Raw genomic sequence first — 19,613 nt, forward strand, 5'->3', positions numbered from 1 at the left:
CGTTGGCCCGGCGAAAAGCTGTATGTGGTGCTGGACAACTTCTCCCCGCACAAGCACACCGAAGTCCGCACATGGGCCGCCGACAACGACATCGAACTGGTTTTCCTGCCGACCTACGGCTCCTGGCTGAACTGGATCGAATCGGAGTTCGCAGCCCTGCGCTACTTCGCGCTCAACGGCACTGACCACCGCACCCACGGTGAGCAGAACGCAGCCATCGGCGCCTACATACGCTGGCACAACACCCGCGCCGAGCCGAAGACCAACTTCGCCCCCGACTCACCAATCCGACAGTGGACGCAATACCCGGCCAAAGCAGCGTGACAAGCCACTAGGCCAGCTCGGCGGGGTCGTGGCTGATCAGGTCTCCTGGCTGACACTGGAGGACATCGCAGATCCTCGACAGGGTCGAGAAGCGGATGGCCTTGGCCCGCCCGTTCTTGAGCACGGACAGGTTTACGACCGTGATACCTACCTGCGCGGACAGTTCGGTGAGCGTCATGCCGCGCTCGGCGAGGAGCCGGTCGAGGTGGATCCGGATCGCGTGAAGTTCCTCTTCGGCCATCAGATGGTCCCTTCGAGGTCCTCTCGCATTCGCACGCCCTCGCGCATGATCTTCCCCATGATCACTGCGGCGAGGCCAGCAAGGACGAGCACCTGCGGCCCGGAGACCGTCGGCCCAGAACCCGCGACCGGCGCCATGCTCCCGACGAGCCAGGACTGCGACCAGCCGACGACGAGGCCGGCCAGCGGCGTGCCCACGGCGACGCACCAGCCGAGAACGGAGAGCCGTTGCGACACCGCGTCGGTGAATGGCCCCTGCAGGAGGACGGTCTTTAGCAGCCGGGAGAAGAGCAGCAGCGCGAGGGAACCGAACAGCAGCCAGGGCAGTTCGCCCCCGAGGTCGGCAGCGCGCTGACCCACAGAGGGACTGTCCTGACAAAGACGCGTGGCACTGCTGGACGCGTCCACGCCCTTGCCAATCGGCAGGCTGTCCGGCGCCAGTGAGGCATTACGCCAGAAGTCCGTCTGAACGCAGACCGCCCCGTCGTCGAGCATGTGCGTGAACCCCGTGCCGACGAAGGCGAGCCCGCAGAACACCGCCAGCACCAAAGTCACCGAGGCCAGGGGCCTCGTGAGTCGCGTGTTCACCGCATACCTTCCCATCGATTATCGATATGCCCAGACTAGAGGATCATATCGATAATCGACAAGTCCATGGCCGCCGACGAGACCGCCTCGGCAGGCTGGGCAGGCCAGCTTTCACCTCGGATCGGCTGATGAGAGCGTTCGGGGCTCTCTGCGAGCAGGTCGCCGCGACGCTCTGTGGCTCTGGCATGGGAGCCCGAGTCTCCGCCGACTCAGCACATGTCACGAGCGGGCGGCCCCGGCCCTCAGATGAGTGCGAAACCAAGTGGGGAACGCGAGCGTGCCTGGGGAAAATGGCTCTGACCGCGATTCCGTTTGGCGACAGGCGTGGGTACCAAGTCAGCGAGGGCGACGGCGGCGGTGATACGCGAACGTCAGGGCCAGCAGCAGGGGGCCCCACAAGGTGAACAGACCGCTGACCGTCATCGCCAGCACGTCCCAGCCCTCGGCGTACGGGAAGCCGTCAGCACCGCAGAGGCGGAAGGCCCCGAACGCCCAGTGGACCATCAGGGCGGTGAAGAAGAGGCCGCTGATCGTCACGGGGAGGATCACCGCGAAGGGCGGTATGCGTCTGCCGCTCAGCCTGGGGACCCAGGTGGGCACAACCTCACCCCACCGGCGGACCAGGCCGAAGCTGAGCAGTGCGAATGCCTCGGACAGAACACTGAGTCCGACGACGTAGGGAATGTTCCACCGTGACGGGGGCAGGACCTCCCCGCCCATGCCGTAGCCGAAGGCGATGGGCAGACGCCACAGGCAGACAGGCAGTGCGACCAAAGGCATCGCATGGGCTGCGCCGGCAGCCCACCGAGGAACGGGCCGTTCTGTCGCTGTCGTGTTGATGTGCACCCTGTGGGTTGTCATGCCCTCAGTGTCTCTGGGCAGCCCACCAGCCTGGATCAGCGCCGCGGGCGATCCGCCTCCGCCTGAAGGGCGATGAGCGCGGTCCAGAAGTCTGACTCCGTCGCTGCCATCACCCAAGTCATGGCCAAATTTCACGGAACTGCGGCCAGAGTCAAAATCACGGATCCCCATCACTGCGGCTTCGATGAGAGCTTGGGCCGGTTTCTCATCGAGGATTTCCACGGTGGTCGGCACGCCTGCCTCGTCGGCGGCCTCGACAGCGTGGCCGAGCACTGTGCGGCCTACTTCGCGGATGGCGTCATGGTGGCTCTGGTACTCCTCGCCCACGCCGCGGGAGGCTGCGGGCGCCGTACACGAGCACCAGGGGGCTCGCCGAATGCGTGCGCCACTTCGATGGCGACGCGCAGTGCGTGGGCCGCGCCACTGGATTCGTCGTATCCGAGAACGACCGTCATGTCACCGTCCGTTTTCGGGTTTCGCCTCGGGGGTGACTACACCGGGGCGTTCGGACCAGTAGGTGGGCGAGAGCAGGCGCCAGGCGAGCATGATGATCACTCCAGCGGTCGTGATGCCGATGCCGATGACGAGCGGCGGGCCGAGGCCGAGCCATGAGACGCCGCTGTAGGAGTTCTGCGGGTCGGACATGTCGATGACCGATTCGGCGAGCAGCCAGGTCAGCAGTGCGGAGCCGGTCAGCGGGCCGATCCCGATGAAGAGGAAGTTGCGGAGGCTGTCGGTCAGCCGGCGGCGGTAGTAGACCGCGCAGGCCAGGCCGGTGAGGGCGTAATAGAACGCGATGAGCAGTGACAGGGCGGTCAGTGAGTCGAACAGGGCGTTGGTGCTGATCTGGTTGACCGCCAGGTACCAGGCGATGGCCACGGCCGCGACCCACCAGGTGCTGGTGTGCGGGGTGCGGAAACGGGGGTGGATTCGGGAGAAGTGACCGGGCAGGGCGTGGCGGCGGGCCATGGACAGGATGGTGCGGGAGGCGGGGATGATCGTGGTCTGGGTCGATGCGAGCGCGGAGGTGGAGACCGCGAGGAGCACGATCCAGTCCCAGCTGCCCATGACTTCACCGGCGAGCAGGGCGAAGATCGCTTCTTCCTCGTCGGCGTTGTCGGCCAGGAATGTGGTGCCGGCGTAGGCGACGACGGCGAAGGCGACCGATACGTACGTCACCAGGAGCACGATCGTCGACCAGACGCCCGCTTTGCCTGGCGCGGTGGCGGAGTCCTTCACCTCCTCGGTGAGGTTGACCGCCGATTCCCAGCCCCAGTAAATAAACACCCCCAGCAGGAGCCCTCCGGTCAGCGCCGCGCCTCCGGCACCGAACGGGTCCAGCCAGCCGGCTGCGGGGGTGAGGGACTCGAGCGACGTCGTCCCGGCGTAGACGCGGTAGAGGGCCACCGCCGCGAACACGATCAGGCAAACGACCTGAGCGAGGATGAGGACGTTCTGCACCTTGGCCGACGCCTCGGTACCGATGACACACACGGCTGTCATCACCAGGATGAGGAGCACGGTCAGCAGCTGGCGCACCAGTTCGCTCTCGGCCCAGCTGTCAAGGCCGACAGCGAGCAGGCCGAAGGTGACTGCGACGTCGGCCAGCGACCCGACGACGAGGACTCCGGTCATCGCCACGGCCCAGCCGGCGAGCCAGCCGGCCCATGGTCCCATCGCCCGGGTGACCCAGGAGAAGGTCGTGCCGCAGTCCTGGTCGGCTTTGTTGAGGTAGAAGAACGCCGAGGCGATCAGCAGCATCGGCACGAACGCGGCGAGCATGACGCCGGGGGCGTGGACGCCCACGAGCGCCACGACCGGCCCGATGGCCGCGGCCAATGAGTAGGCCGGGGAGGTGGAGTTCAGGCCGATGACGAGCGCATCGGTGAAGCCGATCGCATCGGGCTTCAGTCCGCGGGGCGGGTCGGCGCCCGCGATGTCGTCGTTCATTTTCCCTCACTTCAGGGTGTCGGCGTGGCGGGTGCGGGGGTTCCCCCAGTTGAGCTGAGAGCACGAGAGGGGGGTGGATGCGGCGGTGTGCCCCGGCCCGTGACGTGGCCGGGGCGTTTGGCCGCGTCGGTGTTACTGGTCGCGCATGCCCCAGGGGGAGCCGTATTCGGTCAGCAGGTCCAGGAAGGGCCGGGGGGCGAAGGCTTCGGGGCCGAGGATGCCGCTGCCGGTCCAGGTGCCGTTCGCCAGCAGCTCCAGGGCGACGACCGGGTTGATGGCCGTCTGCCAGACCACGGCCTGCGAGCCGTATTCGCGCATCGACCACTGGTTGTCAACGACGTGGTATAGGTACACCTGGCGCGCACGCCCGTCCTTGGTTCCCTTCACCCAGGTGCCGGCGCACGTCTTGCCGTGCATACGGTCGCCGAGCGTGGCCGGGTCGGGCAGGCAGGCCGCGACGACGTCACGCGGGGAGACCTCGGCGCCGCCGGGCAGGGTCACCTTCTCGGTGCGGTCCAGGCCCAGCTTGTGCAGCGTCTTGAGGGTCGCGATGAACTCATCGCCCAGCCCGTACTTGAACGTCACCCGCTTGGCGTCCACCCAGCGCGGGATCAGCAGCACCTCTTCGTGCTCGACGTTGACGCACTCGACCGGGCCGATGCCCTCGGGGAAGTCAAAGACCTCCGGTTCGCTGAAGGGAGCGGTGGTGAACCAGCCGCGGTCCTTCTCCCAGATCACCGGTGGGTTCAAGCACTCTTCGATCGTCGTCCAGATGGAGAAGGACGGCGCGAAGTCGAAACCGTCGACCGTCAGGTTCGCGCCGTCACGGACCCCGATCTCCTCGATCTCGTCGAACAGCTCCTCCGCGGCGTAGCGGGCGAAGACGTCCGAGAGGCCGGGCTCCACGCCGACACCGACGAGCGCCAGCCTGCCGGCCCTCTCCCACTCGGCGGCGCGTTCGAACTGCCCGTCGCCGAGCTTGATCCAGCACTCCTCGTACGGGCGCTCGGGGTGACGGGAGGACAGAGACATCGCCATGTCCAGATAGTGCGCGCCGGCCGCCAGTGCCGCCTCAAACAGCGGCATGACGAACCGCGGGTCGGTGGCGTTCAGCAGCACATCGCAACCCTCCTGCCGGACCAGGTCCGTGACCGCCGCCTGGTCGGAGGCGTCGATGCGTGCCGCGCTGAACCGCGTCTCGCTCGCTCCCAGTGCGGCCACGGCCGCCTCGGCGCGGGAGACGTCGTAGTCGGCGACAACCATCTGGTCGAAGAAGGAGCGGCGGGCGGCGATCTTGGTGATCGCGGTGCCCACGCCGCCCGCGCCCACAAGCAGTATTCGCATGACAAAGGTGCCTTTCAACGGGGAGGCCGAAGCCCTGGATGCGTCATGAAACGGGCCCGACACAAAAACCGTCAACAGCGTTGGCATAAGCTTGTAGGGAGCGGAAGGGAGTCGTCATGGCGAAGGAAGTGGTGCCGGAGGCCGACCGGCGCCGCAGGAAACCGACCAAGCAGGGCGTCGTCCTCACGGAGAAGCTGATCGTGCAGACCGCACTGCGCATGCTGCACGAACACGGCCGGGAAGGGCTGACCGTGCGGCGCCTCGGCGTGGCGCTCGGCGCCGATCCCAGCACGCTGTACCGGTACTTTCGCGGCACCGACGACCTGACACTGGCGATCGCCGACGAATTGATCGGACGCGCCATGCGCGGCTGGGAGGCCACCGGTGACTGGCGCGCCGACCTGCGCGACGTCGGTCTTCGCATCCACACCGCCTACCTCAACCACCCCGAAGCGGCCGTCCTCACCGCCAACCGAGTCAGTGGCCGGGCCAATGAAATCGCCACCGACGAGGAAATCCTCGGCATCCTGCGCTTCGCCGGTCTGCCCGACCCGGACGTAGTACGCATCTACCAGGCGTTCATCGACCTGGCCCTCGCCTTCGCAGCCCTCGACGCCGCCAGCCTCGCCCTCCCGGAAGCGGCCCGTGCAGCCGACGAGGCAGTGTGGCGTGCCACCTACGCCCAGCTGTCCCCCGAGACCCACCCGAACATCGCAGCCACCGCTCCCCTGCTGATCGCCCGCATGAATGACAGCGCCTACCCGACCGCCCTGGAAATGCTGCTCGACAGCGCGGCGGCAACGCTCAAAGCCGGCTGAGCCGGCCGTTCAGGTCACCAGCCGAAGCCGTGCGCTGCGGGTTGACGCCGACCGTGTCCTCGAGTCGGGTCGCACAGGGAGTCGAACCGGCAAAGCTGGTGTGGTCAATGACCGTGCAGCGCCGCGCGATCTGCTGTGGGCCAGCTTCGCCGCCGATCAGCAGGGCGCACTAGGGTCCGTCTTCGAAGTGATCTTGCCCAGAGCAGGAACGACGCCAGGCTGACCGCTGCTTCGTGGGAAGTGGCGGTCTTCTCGTACCTGGTCGCGATGCCGCGGAAGGCTTTGAGTCGGTTGAAGCAGCGTTCGACGGTGTTGCGGCGGCGGTAGGTTGACGCTGGCCGCCGCATTTCGCCGGCCACGGCATCGACCGGATCGAGCGCGTCCTGACGGACAACGCGTGGGCCTACCGCAAAGGCCTGGCCTGGGAGCAGGCCCTGGCCGATCTCGGCGCGGCCGGCAAGCGCACCCGCGCCTACCGACCGCAGACCAATGGCAAGGTCGAGCGCTTCAACCGCACCCTGCTCGACGAATGGGCCTACCTGCGGCCCTACACCAGCAACGCCGAACGCACCCGCCGCACTGGACAGCTTCCTCGGTCCCACACCGCACTTCGGAGGCCAGCCACGGGCGCCGGCGGCGTGCTGGTGTGCGCGGACGATGCGGGAGTCGACCGACATCAGCCAGTCGACGTCCCCGGCCGCGTCCGCCCAGGCCTGCGCGGCCACCAGACCCTGGTCACCTACGCCTTCTCGTTCTGTTGGGACGCCTGGTTCAGTCCGCCACCCGACCGAGGCTTCGCCCGGCGCAGCACCACTGGAGCCGCCCGAAGACCGGGCAGGCCCGAGAGGGGGACCAACCAAACACCACCAGCCCCACTCGGCCAGCTGGCCCAAGGCGATACGCGCCGTCCGAGCCTGGCTCGACCCCCGGACCAGCCTCCAACGCTGCTGGCGAGCCTGGACGAATGCACCCCCACCACCGGAACTCCAAGCACTGATCAACGCCGTCGGCGCAGGCACCTGTGGTTCTCGTGTGACGGGGCCGGACCCTACACCGCCACCATCAAGTCGGTGAAGTTCTCGCGAACGAACCTGAACCAAGCAGCCATCGGGAAGGACGTGTCGGTCAGCGCCGCCACATGCTGACCGGCTGACACCACCGCCCGGTGTGGTCGCATGGCTGCGCGCTTGCTGACCGCAGCTGGGTGACTGGACTCCGGGGCGAGCTGGGCCCGGCAGTGGTCCGGAAGCCGGTTCCGTGGCGGCGATGAGTCTGCGGGCACCCGCAGGTCTATCTCTTGACGGAGACAACCGACTCATCTGGAGTAAGCCATGGGCCTCATCCACATCGAGCTGTTCGCGACCCTCGACCTCGTCGGGCAGGCGCCCGGCGGTCCCGACGAGGACCCGGTGGGGTTCCCGTTCGGCGGCTGGCAGGCGCCCCTGCTGGACGAGGTCGCCGGGGCGCAGGTCGGTGCCGCGTACGAGGGCACGGACGCCCTCCTGCTCGGCCGGCGGACGTACGACATCTTCGCCGCCTACTGGCCTCATCAGGAGGGTGGAGAGGACGACGAGATCGCCACGCTCTTCAACAGCGTCCCGAAGTACGTGGCCTCTCGCGGCAGGCCCGACCTCTCGTGGGCCGGCTCCACGCAGCTCGGCCCGGACCTCGCCGACGCGGTGCGTGAGATCCGTGAGCGACACGAGCACGTGAAGGTCGTCGGGAGCCTGAACCTCGTGCAGACCCTCCTGCGCGAGAAGCTCTTCGACCGTCTCGATCTCTGGCTGCACCCGATCGTGCTCGGCGTCGGGAAGAAGGTGTTCGACGATGGCGCGGTGCCCACCAACGTCACGCTCCTCGCACCCCCGGTCGCCAGCCCGAAGGGCACCGTGTACCTGCGCTACGGGCTCGCCGACGGCACTCCCGCGACGGGCGACATGAGCGCACCCGATCGCGGTGCCGGAAGCGACGACTGAGGCCACCCCGCGCCTGCTGGTCCGTGCTGCGCAACGGGCACCGGGATATTAGCCGCCCAGCTGCCTACCCTGCCCCAGGCCGGAGAGACCGCAGCGCGGTGAGGGCGAACGGAATCTGAGTATCGAAGTTGTCCATCCGGGCCAGGTAGCGCGCTCAGTCACAGTTGTCCTGTGCCACCAAAGGTTGATCAGTGACAGCAAGGTTTGAGTGGCGCGGGCCATACGGGCACTCATCGACTGTTGAGCGGAGGGGCGGCAGCCGACTCTGTTCGTCAGAGCGCTATACCCTCATTGCACAGATATTCTGGGAAGTGTGATCGAGTCTGGACGGCCGCGGCTCCGCAGGCGCCCCGGCCCGGGAAGACTTGTGCGGCTGTCGCCGGTCATCCTGACCGTCGTCATCGCCAGCCTGGCCTACACGACGCCGCCGGAACTGGCCTTCAGCCGCCTCCTGCCCGCGGCGCCGGCCCTCGCCGCCGCCATGTGGCCGGTGCTCCCCACCGTCCTGCTTGGGACGGTGTGCCTCTTTCTGATGATCGGCCTCAGCCTCGTCTTCCCCGATCTGGGGACGTGGTGGACGGCCGCGGGGATCATCGCGGTTACCGTGGCCGCCGCGTACGGAAGCCATGCCCGGCTCCAGCGGGAGCGCACGCTCTTCCAGGTACGGCTCGTCGCCGACGCGGCGCAGCAGGTGGTGCTGAGCCCTATGCCACGCCGCTTGGGCAGCATCGAGATCGAGTCGCTGTATCTCGCGGCCGCGGCGGAGGCCCGCATCGGCGGGGATTTCTACGAGGTGGTCGACACGCCATACGGGGTCAGGCTGCTCATCGGTGACGTGCGGGGCAAGGGCCTGCCGGCAGTGGGGGCGGCCGCGGCGATCGTCAACGCCTTCCGGGAGGCGGCCTACGGCGAGACCGACATGGTCAACGTCGCACGCAGGCTGGACGCCAGCAGCACCCGTTACAACGCCGCCTTTCCCCCCGAGGGACCGATGGAGCGCTTCGCCACCGCCCTTCTCGTCGAGATCCCGCACGAGGGCAGACGTATCGACATCCTCAACTGCGGACACCCCCCGCCGCTGCTCCTGAACCGCGGGAAACTCCGTGTCCTCGAGTCGGCCACCCCATCGCCACTGCTCAGCCTCGCGGAGCTGATCGGCGATCAGTACAGCGTCGACACCTTCGACTTCGCCCCCAACGACCTGCTGCTTCTTTATACCGATGGGATCGCCGAGGCCCGCGCCCGCGACGGCGAGTTCTTCCCGCTGGCAGCTTGGATGCGTCGACAGCCCCCGACACCGCCCCGCGAACTGCTCACGGCTCTTCACCGCGATCTCCTCCACTACAGCAGAGGACGCCTTGACGACGACATCGCCGCCCTCGCCGTACGCCTGTGTGAGCCCTGAGGCAGAGGCACGGAGTCACAGTGAGCGGCGCTCCAGCGCGCCACCGCCCGACCGGATCCGCAACCGCCGGGTTAACGAGCGCACCGGCGACGAGGCCGATCTGGACGACATCGTCACGGGCTACGACCTCGGCGGCGAGTGCGTCCCGGGCGAGCCGAAGGAACTGGACGAGATCGCCCCGGGCCGCTGGAGATTGCCGGTTCGTCGACTTTAAGGAGGTGGACCCGATCTTCTTCGACAAGACGTACCACCTCGGCCCGCGCGACGCCGAGTACGGCAAGGTCTACAGCCTCCTGGAGCAGGCCCTCGCCAAGGCCGGCAAGGCAGGCATCGCCACGTTCGTCATGCGCCAGCACGCATACCTGGCCGCCCTCGAAGCCGAGAACGGCATCCTACGACGGTCGCGAGGAGGTTGCCCGGCACGAGCGTCTCATCGCCCGCAATACGCCCGCCGCCATCGCACTCGAGATGCACCGCGATCTGGTGGTGCTCCATCCGCTCAACCAGACCAGACGGTTCCTGCGACACCCGAGTGCTCCCTTGTTCGGTACTGGCCCGCACCTGGTGGTGGCGGTCCGCTTCCGTCATCCTCATAGGTCCGGTGAGCGGGCCTTCATCCGAGGTCAGCGGGTGTGCCCGGTGTCCCGGGGCGTGCTGGCGGAGGGCAGGCCCAGGTCGACCGAGCCCGCCTGGGTACGGCAGGCGGCTGTGCGGCGGCGGTGCAGCTCTACGCGCCCACGGCGGCGGCCACCGCCACCACCGCCAGAGCGGGAACCCAGAACGAGGCGAGCGCGGAGGCCGCCGAGCGGGGCCAACAGCGGCCTGCGCAGCACACCGCGCACGCGGCCACGGCGGCGACGCCGGCACCCACCGTCCCCCAGGGGCGCGGGCGGCGGGAAGAAGGGGAAGAGGCGGGGTGGCTCATGCGGTCATTCCGAAAACGTCGGTCAGCAATGGTGCGGCGGCTTCGGGCGCGCGCACGGTCAGCTCCAGCACGGCAGGACTCAGGTGCAGGGTGAAGTCGAAGAATGAGCAGCAGCCCTGCTCGGCCGCCGCCAGTGCGGCCAGGCGCCCGGCCGGATCCGCGGTGGCGGGAAACGTGAGCCGCAGACCGTCGGACATTTCCTCGCGGGCCTCGGACTCCTCCACCACCTGGCGCCACTCCTGGGTGCGGCCTTCCCGCTCGGGTACGCCCAGGGTGCACGCCACCGGCGCATCCCGCCACGCCTCGGCCACCACCGGTGCCGGTACGGCGGGCCGGGTGCGTGACAACTCAACCGGCACCGGACCCGCCGCTGCCGGGGTCGTGGTCCAGCCGCAGTCCGGCCCGCACCCGCCCTCCGGCGCCGGACACGACAGGTCGGCGTGCACGGTTGCCAGGTGCGCGGAGAACGCCGACAGCTCGGCGATCCGGCCCTCGGTCGCCGCGATCCGGCCCGCGACCAGCGGCACCATCCGGGAACGGACGGCCGCGCACACCTCCTCCTCCCGTACGTCCAGGAGTTCGCGGATCTCCTCCAGGGCCAGGCCCAGGAGCTTGGCCGAGGAGATGAAGCCCAGCCGCTCGACCGCGTCCTCCCCGTAGACGCGGTAGCCCGACGGGGTCCGCTCGGCCGGGAGAAGCCCCGCGTCCTCGTAGAAACGCAGTGTGGTGGCGGGAACGCCGCAGCGCTCCGCCAGCTGCGAGATCCGGTAGGTGCTCATGCCTCCGACGCCAAACCTTTCGACCCGACTCGAAGGTCAAGCCCGGACGCGGTCGGAATCCCCCGGTGCCGTACTCATACTCAGGTGCAGCAGGCGCATCCGGGGCGGCAACCGCACGCGTCTTCCGGCCCGGCCGGGACGGCTACGGCTACGGCTACGGCTACGGCTACGGCTACGGCTACGGCGGGGGTCGCACAGCAGCCCTTGCCCTGCCAGGCATCGCGGCCTCCCTTCACCGCGATCACGGCGATCACCACAGCGGCGATCGGGTCAGCCCACGACCAGCCCAGGGTCGCGCTGAGGACCAGTCCCACCAGGAGCACGACGCGGTGTTCACGGCGGCCATCATGCCGCAGAGCACCGACACAGGGTGACGGTCGGACCAGTGCCGATGGCGAATACGCGACGCCTGAACATGCGGGCCTACAAGTCCCGAGGCCGTGAAAGGTGCTCCCCGGGGCCGAGGCAAGACCGGCTCCGGGGCATTGATCCCGGGGTTGATTCGCGTGATCCTGCCCATCCTTGGGAGCGAACGGGTGGATTACGCAGCGTGGTCACATGCCGGGTTTGGCGGCCGGGCAGGGCTGCGGGTACCGGCGCCTCCCGGCGCCGGTCCAGACCGCCTACCGGTGGCGGCCATCACACGCCGAATAGGAGAACGCCATGACCGACCCGCTTGGTGCGCTGATGGGTCTGCTCAACCCGGAGAACCAGCAGTGGCTGAAGAGCCCGACGCCGCAGAGGCAGCAGGAGCTCGCGCAGGACTTCGCTTACGGCAACAGCGGCGACGTTCCGGCGGGAACTTAGCCGCGACTTTGTCGACACGCCCCACGTGAAGGCCAACGATTTCATCGAGGACCAGAAGTAGGAGCGGCAGCCGCGTAACGGCTACCGCGATCCTGCCTTCCCCGTGACTCAACGTACTCGCCCGAGCTGTCGTGATGGGGCTCGGTGCAGTCCGCGCGAATGACGGCGGCCCGCACCCGGTACGCCCGGCGGGAGGGGTCAGGTGACGGTCACGCGCAGAACGTACGGCTCTCCGGCTCGGAACTCTGGCCCGAGCGACGACCCAGCACCGCAAGACCGGACCCCGAAACCCCTCGCCCGCGCCGTGCGCCCGCAAGCGGGCGCAGACCGAGCTCGTCAGATGGAGGTGGGCCCGTGCGCGTGGCCCTGCTAATCAGTACCTTGGCGGCGGTCGATTCCTGCCAGGCCCTGTATGCGAACGCTCTGGCAGGGCTGGGCCACGAGGTGTGGGTCGGCTCCGTCAACAGCCTGTCCTCGCGCAACGACGAGATCCGGGCAGTAGTCGGCTGGGTGGACGGTCCCTCAAAGCGGGTGCGTGCTTTCCCGGGCTGCCGGGCGGACGGACGCTGGAGGACATGGACGCCGTGTGGGTGCTCAACTACCCGCAGCCGTCGGTGCAGACGGAGGCGTGGCAGCTGCTGTGGCGCCTCAACGCACGGGTGCCGTTCGTCGTTGACGTCACCGGCATCCTCATGCCGGGCAACAAGACGAACCTGCCGGTCGTGGTGTCGGCGGGGCATCTGCCCGACACCCTCGTCTCCGCCTTCTACGAGGAGGTGGAAGAGGGGTATCGGCAGGAGCCGGACGCCTCATGGGTGGTGAAGCCGACGGACGACGACGCGGGCGCCGACGTGTATCTGTTGCAGCCCGGTTCCAGCAACAACCGGGTGCTGCTGCAGTCGCTGACCGGCAGTACAGCGCTCGGCGATCTCCTGGCCAAGGGCCGCCTCTCGGGTTACAGGGCCCGCTACTGCGCGCTGCAGGAGTACGTACCCCACCGCGAGGAGAAGCGGGTGATCCTGGCGGCGGGCCGTCCTGCGGCCGCCCTGGTACACCGCCTCGCGCCGGGCGAGCACCGCGGCAACACCGCGCACCAGGCCGCGTGCGCCGAGACCGCCCTGAGCGCGGACGAAACCCGACTGTGCACGGTGATCGCCGAGCGCCTGGCACGGCACGGCGTACGGTTCGCCGGGCTCGACCTCGCCTATCCGTACGTCTTCGAAGCCAATCTGGTCAGCCCCGGCGGACTGGAGGAGATCGTCGCCCTCGGCCTGCCCGATGCCACCCCGCAGATCCTGCGGGACCTCTTCGCGCAGGACGTCACCGAGTTGGCAGGAGTCACCGCGTGAGCGAGGAAGTCACCAGGCCCCAACCGGCCGCAGGCGTGCCGGAGGAAGACGGCCTGCTCGCAGAGGCGCGCCGCCTGCTGCCCGACATCATCAGCCTGCGCAGGGCCCTGCACCGCGAGCCGGAACTGGGCCGGCACCTGCCCCGCACGCAGGAACGGGTCCTTGAGTCCCTCGAAGGCCTTCCCCTGCACGTGACCACCGGCACACGCCTCAGCTCGGTGACAGCCGTCCTCGAGGGTGCACGTCCGGGCCCCACGATGCTGCTGCGCGCCGACATGGACGCACTGCCCCAGCACGAGGACACCGGCCTGGACTTCGCCTCACTCATCCCCGGTGCCATGCATGCGTGCGGTCACGATCTGCACACCGCGATGCTCGTCGGCTCCGCCCGCCTCCTCGCGGCGCGACGGGAGGAACTTGCGGGACGGGTGGTGTTCATGTTCCAACCCGCCGAGGAGAGCGGCGGCGGCGCCGCCGACATGATCGAGGACGGCATCCTGACCACCCCCGACGGGAAAAGCGTGGATGCGGCCTTCGCCCTGCACGTCACCACGCGCTTCGAATCCGGCACCCTTCACCTGCGGCCGGGCCCCATGTTCGCGGCCTCTGACCTTATCCACCTCACCGTGCGTGGCCGAGGCGGCCACGCCTCGGCACCCCATCTGGCGCTCGACCCCATCCCGGTGGCCTGCGAAATCGTCCAAGCCATACAAAGCTTTGTCACCCGGACGGTGAACGTCTTCGACCCGGCCGTGCTCACCATCGCCCGCATCCAAGCCGGCACCACCACCAACATCATCCCGGAGACCGCCGAACTCCACGGCACCTTCCGCACCCTGACCCCCGACACCCGCCGCCGGGTACGCGCGGGCATCGAACGGGTGGCCCGCCATATCTGCGCCGCGCACGGCGCCGAGGCCGCCATCGAGCTGTACGAGAGCTACCCGCCGCTCCACAACGAGCCGGCGTTCGCCGCCGCCGTGGGCCAGGCTGTTGCCGCACGGCTCGGACAGGGCATCGTCTACCATCTCGCCGAGCCGGTCATGGGTGCCGAGGACTTCGCTTACGTCCTCGAACGCGTCCCCGGCGCCATGGCCTTCCTCGGCGCCCGCCCGCCCTCCCCAGCGACCCAGAACGTCCCAGACATGCACTCCAACCGAGTCGTCTTCGACGAGGACGCCATGACCACCGGCATCGCCGCACACGCAGCTGTCGCCCTCCACCACACCAGCAAATCACACGGGGTTAATCCATCATCCTCCCGGCGGAACCATGCCGCCGGAGAGAGAACGTGATGCCGCTCCTACCACCCGGACACCTCCCCCGTAGTACTGGAGTGAGCAGGGTGCGGCAGGGGTGAAAGGATGATCCTCCGCTCGACCACGCCCTCGGCCGCCGCCCGGCGCTTGATCCGGGACAGGTTTTCGGCCCTGTTCTTTTGGATCGAGCCGTTCTCCGGACTGACCGAGGTGCAGTTCGCCAGGCTGGTGGCACTGGTACCGAGTCCGGCGTCGACCGCGCCTCCCGCGGCGCACCCACCATCGCCGACGGTGGGTACCAGGGAGGGCGGCACCGGCCTAGCGGCCGGCGACGCGTGATGGTGGCCCCAGGTGGAGGCATCGAGCTGCACAGTTTTGGTACGTCTGCCCGTTACTCTCGCGCGGACCGTGGCGGCGGGCCGGGTGTGGGGACCGGGCTGACCGGTATGACCCGCCAACAACTCAGCCAACTCATCGACACCCTGACGCCCGCGCTGGAGATTCAACGCGAGGAAGTGCTCCGCACACGTCGTGACCACGAGCGTCTGGTCGCACCCGGAACAGGCGCCAAAGCCAAGCTCACCCCAGCCGACCAGATCCTGGCCACCGTGCTCCACCTGCGCAAACTCGCCACCATGAACCTCCTGGGTCAACTCTTCGGCGTCACTGCCGTGACCATCTGCCGAGCGAGTCAGGAAGTCCGCCCACTCCTGGAAGCACACGGCCACCGCAGCAATGCCTCCACCGCCCGCTTCCGCACACCCGCCGACATCACGACGTTCCTCGCTTCAGGCCCCACCTAAACCAAGATCAAGAAGGCGAGTTAATGATCTGCACGCCACTAGGCCTCAGGGCTCAGGGCTCAGGGCTCAGGGCTCAGGGCTCAGGGGACGATCTCGAAGATCTGGTCGTCGTTGCCGTCCACGTTGAACAGGAACATGTCGGCGTCGAAGGAGTCGGTGCTGGCCGTCCATTCGCACCAGCTGAACGCCCGCAACGGCAGGGCGCGGATGATCCCCGAGCCCGGCCACACCTGCCCACCGCCCATGATGAAGTCGCACCACCAGGCGTTCACGTCGCCCAGATCACCGGCGTACGGGATCTTGGAGCCGTTCGGTGGGACGTTCCACCAGCCTTCCTTCGTCCAGTCTCCGCCGTCCGAACAGCCGGGGGTGAACCGCATGATGGCCACCGAGACCGCAAACGGGCACCGGTTCAGGTACTGCAGCATCGTGCCTCTCCCTCCGGTCGTCAGCTCTTCCCGGACTCCGTGGCCCGGCCAGGAGCCGGACGCACGCCCTCGCGGCCCTCGCGTTCGACGACCACGTCGGGGACCTGAGCCGTCCGGTAGGGCCGGCGCACCGTGACGTTCGTCCTGCGGTCCTGGGATTCGTCGCTCAAGGCTCCGAGGTCTTCTCTCTTGCTCACCTGCACGGTGAAGCGCTCTTCTTCCGCCATGTCCATCGTCCTCCGACCTGCATGTCCAGGGGTTCGGGGAAGCTCGGAGCAAACGGCCCGCCGCGATCGCGGCGCGACACCGGCAAGCGGCGGACTGCCGCTGGGAACAAGCCCTTTCCTCTAGCGTCACGCCGCGCCAAGTACGGCGCAATCCGGCAGGTTCAGCCGAGGAGACGCCAGGTCCGCGGCCCGACGAAGCCGTCGACGGGGCCTCCCCGCCGCCCTCTGGAAACCCTTGGCGCCACGGCGGTCCGCGGCCCGAAGGCCCCCGTCCACGGGTGCGGGATCGAACCCCGCGCTCCGCAGCACGCGCTACAACAACGCCACGGCGCCGCCCGAGGGCGAGCCCTCGCGCAGGGTCGGCACGCCTGCATGTCCTCGGCCGACAGAACCTTCCAGCTCTGCGGCCCAACGACGGCGTCGACGACGAGCCCTTCTACCCTCTGGAAGTCGCGCACGCCTCCGCGGTGCGGAGCCCCAACCGGCCGTCGCCCCAGGCCCTGACCCCGCTCTCGAACGGCACACCTCCGATCCGGTCCCCCGCGGCCGACGGCGCCGGCGTCGCAAGCCCGGCGAGCTCCACGCCGACAAGGGCAGGGCTACGACTACGGCAAGGTCCAGCAAGCCTGCGGCAATGACTGTCTCAACGCGAGATCCGGCACCACATCGCCCGCAAAGGCATCAACACCTCCCAGCGGCTGGGACGCCATCCCGAACATCGCCCGCACCCCGATCTGCTACCGCAGAGTCGCCAAATGACATAACGCCTAAAAGAGGTCTTCACAAAGGCGTTGGACGTGTCGATGTGTGATCAGCCCAGCTCTCGGGGGCAGGTACTCCCACTGGATGCCAGTGTGCAGCACGAACAGGATCCCGCACAGAGCCCGCCGGTCCGGCACTCGCGGACGCCCCGCGACCCTCGGCCCCGCCTCCGGTAACAACGGCTCGATCAGCGACCACAGTTCATCCGAGACGATCCACGGACGAGCATCCCTTTTCCCCACATGTCAACGGACGAGCATCCAAGCCGACGGTCACACCGTCAACTTCTTCTGTTTCCTCTAAGACGCCCGTGCCCCGAGGCGGCCGGATCAGCAGGTTTCGCCGGCGTGACTTTCCCTCCAATGGCCGTCCGCCATGTAGATGTGCGGCCGGCCGGGACCTGTGTCAGCGTGGTGGGGAAGAACAATCGGCACCGTCATCCTGTCGATGTCACTTCGGTCGGCCAGCTGGCGGGCCGTAGTTCAGCACGTACGGTCATGCGCCGGGGCCAGACGCTGGAGCCCCTTACGGCAGATCTATGACTTTCCGGCGCAGGCACATGCGGATTTCGATTTGACCCCAGCGGATACTCCCACGCGTCATGACGTGGAAGGAGCGAATATGCCCAGGCAGGGAATGAATGGCGGAAACCGCCGACCGCAGTACGACGAAGTACGAGGACACCCCGAACTCATCTGCGCGGTGGCGGAGGACGTGGGCGTGGAGATCACGCCGTCGGGCGCGTCGTCGGCCCGGGGCGCTGATGTGGCCGGGCTGAATGAGCTGGCGGCTGCGCCCGACATCGTCCTGAAACCGCTGTTCGACGCCGACCTGGCGCGGCTGGGCCGCCAGGCGCAACAGACGCCGCAGGCGGGCGAGTCCGCTGATCAGGTCGAGGAGAACCTCGGCAAAATGGTGCGCTTCTACCAGGTGGACGCGCCCGAGGAGCGGCTCGAGGAGATCGCCGAAAGACTCCGGGAACTCGACGTCATCGAGGCCGCCTACGTCAAGCCCGCTGCCGAACTCGCCCGGGCCAAAACCGAGTCCCGGCCCTGGACACGCCCCTTCTCTAGGGCCGAGGAGCGCAAGGTAACGCCCATCAACGACATGGCCCCCATTGGGCCGGACGCTCCGTCGATGACGCCCGACTACACGGTCCGCCAGATTTACCTGGGCCCGGGACCGGCTGGCATCGACGCCCGCCACGCATGGAAGCACCCGGGCGGCACAGGGGACGGAGTCCGGGTGATCGACTGCGAATGGGGCTGGCGCTTCGGCCATGAGGACCTGCTCCAGAACCAGGGGGGTGTCATCTCGGGAATTAACAGCACCGACACCAATCACGGCACCGCCGTCCTCGGCGAAATCAGTGGTGACGTGAACGGGTTCGGCGTCACCGGCATCGCGCCCGACGCGGTGATCAGCGCCTCGTCGTTCTCTCTGCCGACCGCGACCGCCATCCGGGCCGCCGCGGACCGACTGGGTCCCGGGGACGTCCTTCTCCTGGAGATTCACCGGCCGGGGCCACGGGCCACCGGGATAGGCCAGCAGGGGTTCATCGCGGTCGAGTGGTGGCCGGATGACTTCCTTGCCATCCGGTATGCCACGGACAAGGGCGTGGTCGTCGTCGAGGCCGCCGGTAACGGCGCGGAGAACCTCGACGACCCGGTGTACGACAGGTCCCCCGACTTCCCGCTGTGGTGGACCAACCCCTTCCGGCGCAGCCTGCTCGACTCCGGTGCCGTCATCGTCGGCGCCGGCGCTCCTCCGCCCGGCACCCACGGCGCGGACTGGGGCCCCGACCGTTCCCGCCTCGACTTCTCCAACTTCGGCTCGTGCGTGGACACACAGGGTTGGGGCCGAGAGGTCACCACGACGGGATACGGCGACCTGCAGGCCGGGGGGAATCCCGACTTCTGGTATACCGACAGGTTCAGCGGGACGTCGAGCGCGTCCCCGATCGTCGTTGGCGCTGTGGCCTGCGTACAGGGCGTACTGAAGGCGAGCGACCGTAGTCCGCTGGACGGGTGGCAGGTCCGGGACCTGCTGAGGAACACCGGCTGGCCTCAGCAGGACGCGCCCGGACGCCCGGCCATCCAGCGGATCGGAAACCGGCCCAACCTGAGTCAGATGATTCCGGCTGCGCTGGCGTGATCGCCGGCGATCGCCGACGACAGCCAGTGCTGCGACGGCCGGACCGCCCGCCCGTCGCAGCGCCGTATGAACAGAAGCGGGAGTCGCAATATGACCTCATTTGACACTGATGGCTGCTACCGGATAGGCGTTCCCGGCGGCGAATTTCTCACCCTGGAGGACGCGGCCGGCGACTCATCACCGGTACAGACCCTGCCTCCCAACGGCAGTGGCGAGCAGGAGTGGAAGATTCACCCCGCCGATCACGGCACCTGCACGATCACGAACGTCAGAAGCAAGACGTTCCTGGGCTTCGCGGGCGAGCCCGACCACAATGTTCTGGTGGGCGGATCCCCCGAACCCCGCGCATGGCAACTCGCTCCCGTTGAGGAGCCGGACCGCTTCGTTGTCGGTGCTCCCGGCACCGAGCTCGTCCTGGGGCGCAGCCCGATGCGTATCCATCCGCCACGCACCGCCCTGGTGGAGCCTATTGGCGAGGCGACCGCATGGCACTTCCAGCTGGTCGGCCAGGTTCCGGCAGCAGCGGCTGAGCGGGAGTCCCCCGTGGCACCTGAGTAAACTCCGCCGAGCCGAAACTGCTCGGCAAGGAAGAAACCGAGCGTCATGCCAGACAC

The 19,613-nt window shown here is 68.3% G+C and carries 18 protein-coding genes and 8 pseudogenes; 15 read left to right on the forward strand and 11 right to left on the reverse strand.

Features of this window, described 5'->3' with window-relative positions:
- A partial coding sequence (locus tag ACWIHY_RS26235) for a transposase (protein WP_454378145.1) occupies positions 1 to 324 on the forward strand: 324 nt, incomplete at its 5' end.
- A 7-nt stretch (positions 325 to 331) separates the two neighbouring features.
- Here ACWIHY_RS26235 and ACWIHY_RS26240 read toward each other — a convergent pair.
- From ACWIHY_RS26240 to ACWIHY_RS26260, 5 genes and pseudogenes are all read right to left on the reverse strand, one after another.
- Complete coding sequence (locus tag ACWIHY_RS26240) at positions 332 to 565, reverse strand: helix-turn-helix domain-containing protein (RefSeq protein ID WP_454378146.1); 234 nt, start codon at positions 563 to 565, stop codon at positions 332 to 334.
- Entirely contained in the window at positions 565 to 1,110 is a 546-nt protein-coding gene (locus tag ACWIHY_RS26245; protein ID WP_454378147.1) for a DUF2975 domain-containing protein, read from the reverse strand. Before ACWIHY_RS26245 ends, ACWIHY_RS26240 begins: the two co-directional genes overlap by 1 nt.
- Before the next feature lie 1,077 nt (positions 1,111 to 2,187).
- A pseudogene (locus tag ACWIHY_RS26250) lies at positions 2,188 to 2,468 on the reverse strand (universal stress protein); the annotation flags it as partial.
- 1 nt (position 2,469) lies between these two features.
- Complete coding sequence (locus ACWIHY_RS26255; protein WP_454378148.1) at positions 2,470 to 3,963, reverse strand: APC family permease; 1,494 nt, start codon at positions 3,961 to 3,963, stop codon at positions 2,470 to 2,472.
- A gap of 132 nt (positions 3,964 to 4,095) precedes the next feature.
- On the reverse strand, positions 4,096 to 5,307 hold the full coding sequence (locus ACWIHY_RS26260; RefSeq protein ID WP_454378149.1) for a saccharopine dehydrogenase family protein: 1,212 nt from the start codon (positions 5,305 to 5,307) through the stop codon (positions 4,096 to 4,098).
- 116 nt (positions 5,308 to 5,423) lie between these two features.
- On the opposite strand from ACWIHY_RS26260, the gene ACWIHY_RS26265 reads away from it, so the two are divergent.
- Positions 5,424 to 6,125: a TetR/AcrR family transcriptional regulator gene (locus tag ACWIHY_RS26265; protein WP_454378150.1), complete on the forward strand. Its 702-nt coding sequence runs from the start codon at positions 5,424 to 5,426 to the stop codon at positions 6,123 to 6,125.
- A gap of 347 nt (positions 6,126 to 6,472) precedes the next feature.
- Positions 6,473 to 6,736 (forward strand): annotated as a pseudogene (locus tag ACWIHY_RS26270) (integrase core domain-containing protein); the annotation flags it as partial.
- A gap of 12 nt (positions 6,737 to 6,748) precedes the next feature.
- On the opposite strand, the pseudogene ACWIHY_RS26275 reads toward ACWIHY_RS26270, so the two are convergent.
- Positions 6,749 to 6,841, reverse strand: a pseudogene (locus ACWIHY_RS26275) (IS5/IS1182 family transposase); the annotation flags it as partial.
- Here ACWIHY_RS26275 and ACWIHY_RS26280 point away from each other — a divergent pair.
- The 5 genes and pseudogenes from ACWIHY_RS26280 to ACWIHY_RS26300 all read left to right on the forward strand — a co-directional run.
- A pseudogene (locus ACWIHY_RS26280) lies at positions 6,842 to 7,141 on the forward strand (IS701 family transposase); the annotation flags it as partial.
- Positions 7,142 to 7,456: 315 nt separating this feature from the next.
- Entirely contained in the window at positions 7,457 to 8,101 is a 645-nt protein-coding gene (locus tag ACWIHY_RS26285; protein WP_454378151.1) for a dihydrofolate reductase family protein, read from the forward strand.
- Positions 8,102 to 8,468: 367 nt separating this feature from the next.
- Positions 8,469 to 9,506 (forward strand): PP2C family protein-serine/threonine phosphatase, encoded by a 1,038-nt coding sequence (locus tag ACWIHY_RS26290; RefSeq protein WP_454378152.1) that lies wholly within the window; start codon positions 8,469 to 8,471, stop codon positions 9,504 to 9,506.
- Positions 9,496 to 9,720 carry a Ku protein gene (locus ACWIHY_RS26295; protein WP_454378153.1) on the forward strand — a complete coding sequence of 75 codons (225 nt, stop codon included), beginning with the start codon at positions 9,496 to 9,498 and terminating at the stop codon, positions 9,718 to 9,720. The genes ACWIHY_RS26290 and ACWIHY_RS26295 overlap by 11 nt, the downstream gene beginning before the upstream one ends.
- Before the next feature lie 4 nt (positions 9,721 to 9,724).
- Complete coding sequence (locus ACWIHY_RS26300; RefSeq protein WP_454378154.1) at positions 9,725 to 10,102, forward strand: Ku protein; 378 nt, start codon at positions 9,725 to 9,727, stop codon at positions 10,100 to 10,102.
- Positions 10,103 to 10,427: 325 nt separating this feature from the next.
- Here the strand turns inward: ACWIHY_RS26300 and ACWIHY_RS26305 are convergent, their stop codons facing one another.
- Positions 10,428 to 11,210, reverse strand: a complete 783-nt coding sequence (locus tag ACWIHY_RS26305; RefSeq protein WP_454378155.1) for a heavy metal-responsive transcriptional regulator — start codon at positions 11,208 to 11,210, stop codon at positions 10,428 to 10,430.
- An 80-nt stretch (positions 11,211 to 11,290) separates the two neighbouring features.
- Positions 11,291 to 11,533: pseudogene (locus ACWIHY_RS26310) on the reverse strand (cation transporter); the annotation flags it as partial.
- A 340-nt stretch (positions 11,534 to 11,873) separates the two neighbouring features.
- On the opposite strand from ACWIHY_RS26310, the gene ACWIHY_RS26315 reads away from it, so the two are divergent.
- From ACWIHY_RS26315 to ACWIHY_RS26335, 5 genes and pseudogenes are all read left to right on the forward strand, one after another.
- Positions 11,874 to 12,017 (forward strand): hypothetical protein, encoded by a 144-nt coding sequence (locus ACWIHY_RS26315; RefSeq protein WP_454378156.1) that lies wholly within the window; start codon positions 11,874 to 11,876, stop codon positions 12,015 to 12,017.
- Positions 12,018 to 12,592: 575 nt separating this feature from the next.
- Positions 12,593 to 13,366: an ATP-grasp domain-containing protein gene (locus ACWIHY_RS26320; protein ID WP_454378157.1), complete on the forward strand. Its 774-nt coding sequence runs from the start codon at positions 12,593 to 12,595 to the stop codon at positions 13,364 to 13,366.
- Positions 13,363 to 14,661 carry a M20 metallopeptidase family protein gene (locus ACWIHY_RS26325; protein WP_454378158.1) on the forward strand — a complete coding sequence of 433 codons (1,299 nt, stop codon included), beginning with the start codon at positions 13,363 to 13,365 and terminating at the stop codon, positions 14,659 to 14,661. Before ACWIHY_RS26320 ends, ACWIHY_RS26325 begins: the two co-directional genes overlap by 4 nt.
- A 203-nt stretch (positions 14,662 to 14,864) precedes the next feature.
- Positions 14,865 to 14,960 (forward strand): annotated as a pseudogene (locus tag ACWIHY_RS26330) (IS5/IS1182 family transposase); the annotation flags it as partial.
- A 102-nt stretch (positions 14,961 to 15,062) separates the two neighbouring features.
- Positions 15,063 to 15,428, forward strand: a pseudogene (locus ACWIHY_RS26335) (transposase family protein); the annotation flags it as partial.
- 80 nt (positions 15,429 to 15,508) lie between these two features.
- Here ACWIHY_RS26335 and ACWIHY_RS26340 read toward each other — a convergent pair.
- From ACWIHY_RS26340 to ACWIHY_RS26350, 3 genes and pseudogenes are all read right to left on the reverse strand, one after another.
- The gene (locus ACWIHY_RS26340; protein WP_454378159.1) at positions 15,509 to 15,856 is read right to left on the reverse strand and encodes a hypothetical protein; all 348 of its coding nucleotides are present in this window, start codon (positions 15,854 to 15,856) and stop codon (positions 15,509 to 15,511) included.
- A 20-nt stretch (positions 15,857 to 15,876) separates the two neighbouring features.
- Entirely contained in the window at positions 15,877 to 16,083 is a 207-nt protein-coding gene (locus tag ACWIHY_RS26345; RefSeq protein ID WP_454378160.1) for a hypothetical protein, read from the reverse strand.
- Positions 16,084 to 16,898: 815 nt separating this feature from the next.
- Positions 16,899 to 17,087: pseudogene (locus ACWIHY_RS26350) on the reverse strand (transposase); the annotation flags it as partial.
- Between the two features lie 379 nt (positions 17,088 to 17,466).
- Here ACWIHY_RS26350 and ACWIHY_RS26355 point away from each other — a divergent pair.
- Together ACWIHY_RS26355 and ACWIHY_RS26360 are read left to right on the forward strand one after the other, a co-directional pair.
- Positions 17,467 to 18,999: a S8 family peptidase gene (locus tag ACWIHY_RS26355; protein WP_454378161.1), complete on the forward strand. Its 1,533-nt coding sequence runs from the start codon at positions 17,467 to 17,469 to the stop codon at positions 18,997 to 18,999.
- Between the two features lie 90 nt (positions 19,000 to 19,089).
- Positions 19,090 to 19,557, forward strand: coding sequence for an RICIN domain-containing protein (locus ACWIHY_RS26360; protein ID WP_454378162.1), 468 nt, complete (start codon positions 19,090 to 19,092; stop codon positions 19,555 to 19,557).
- Positions 19,558 to 19,613 lie beyond the last annotated feature (56 nt).

The sequence above is a fragment of the Streptomyces sp. NPDC055287 genome (genome assembly GCF_053646035.1).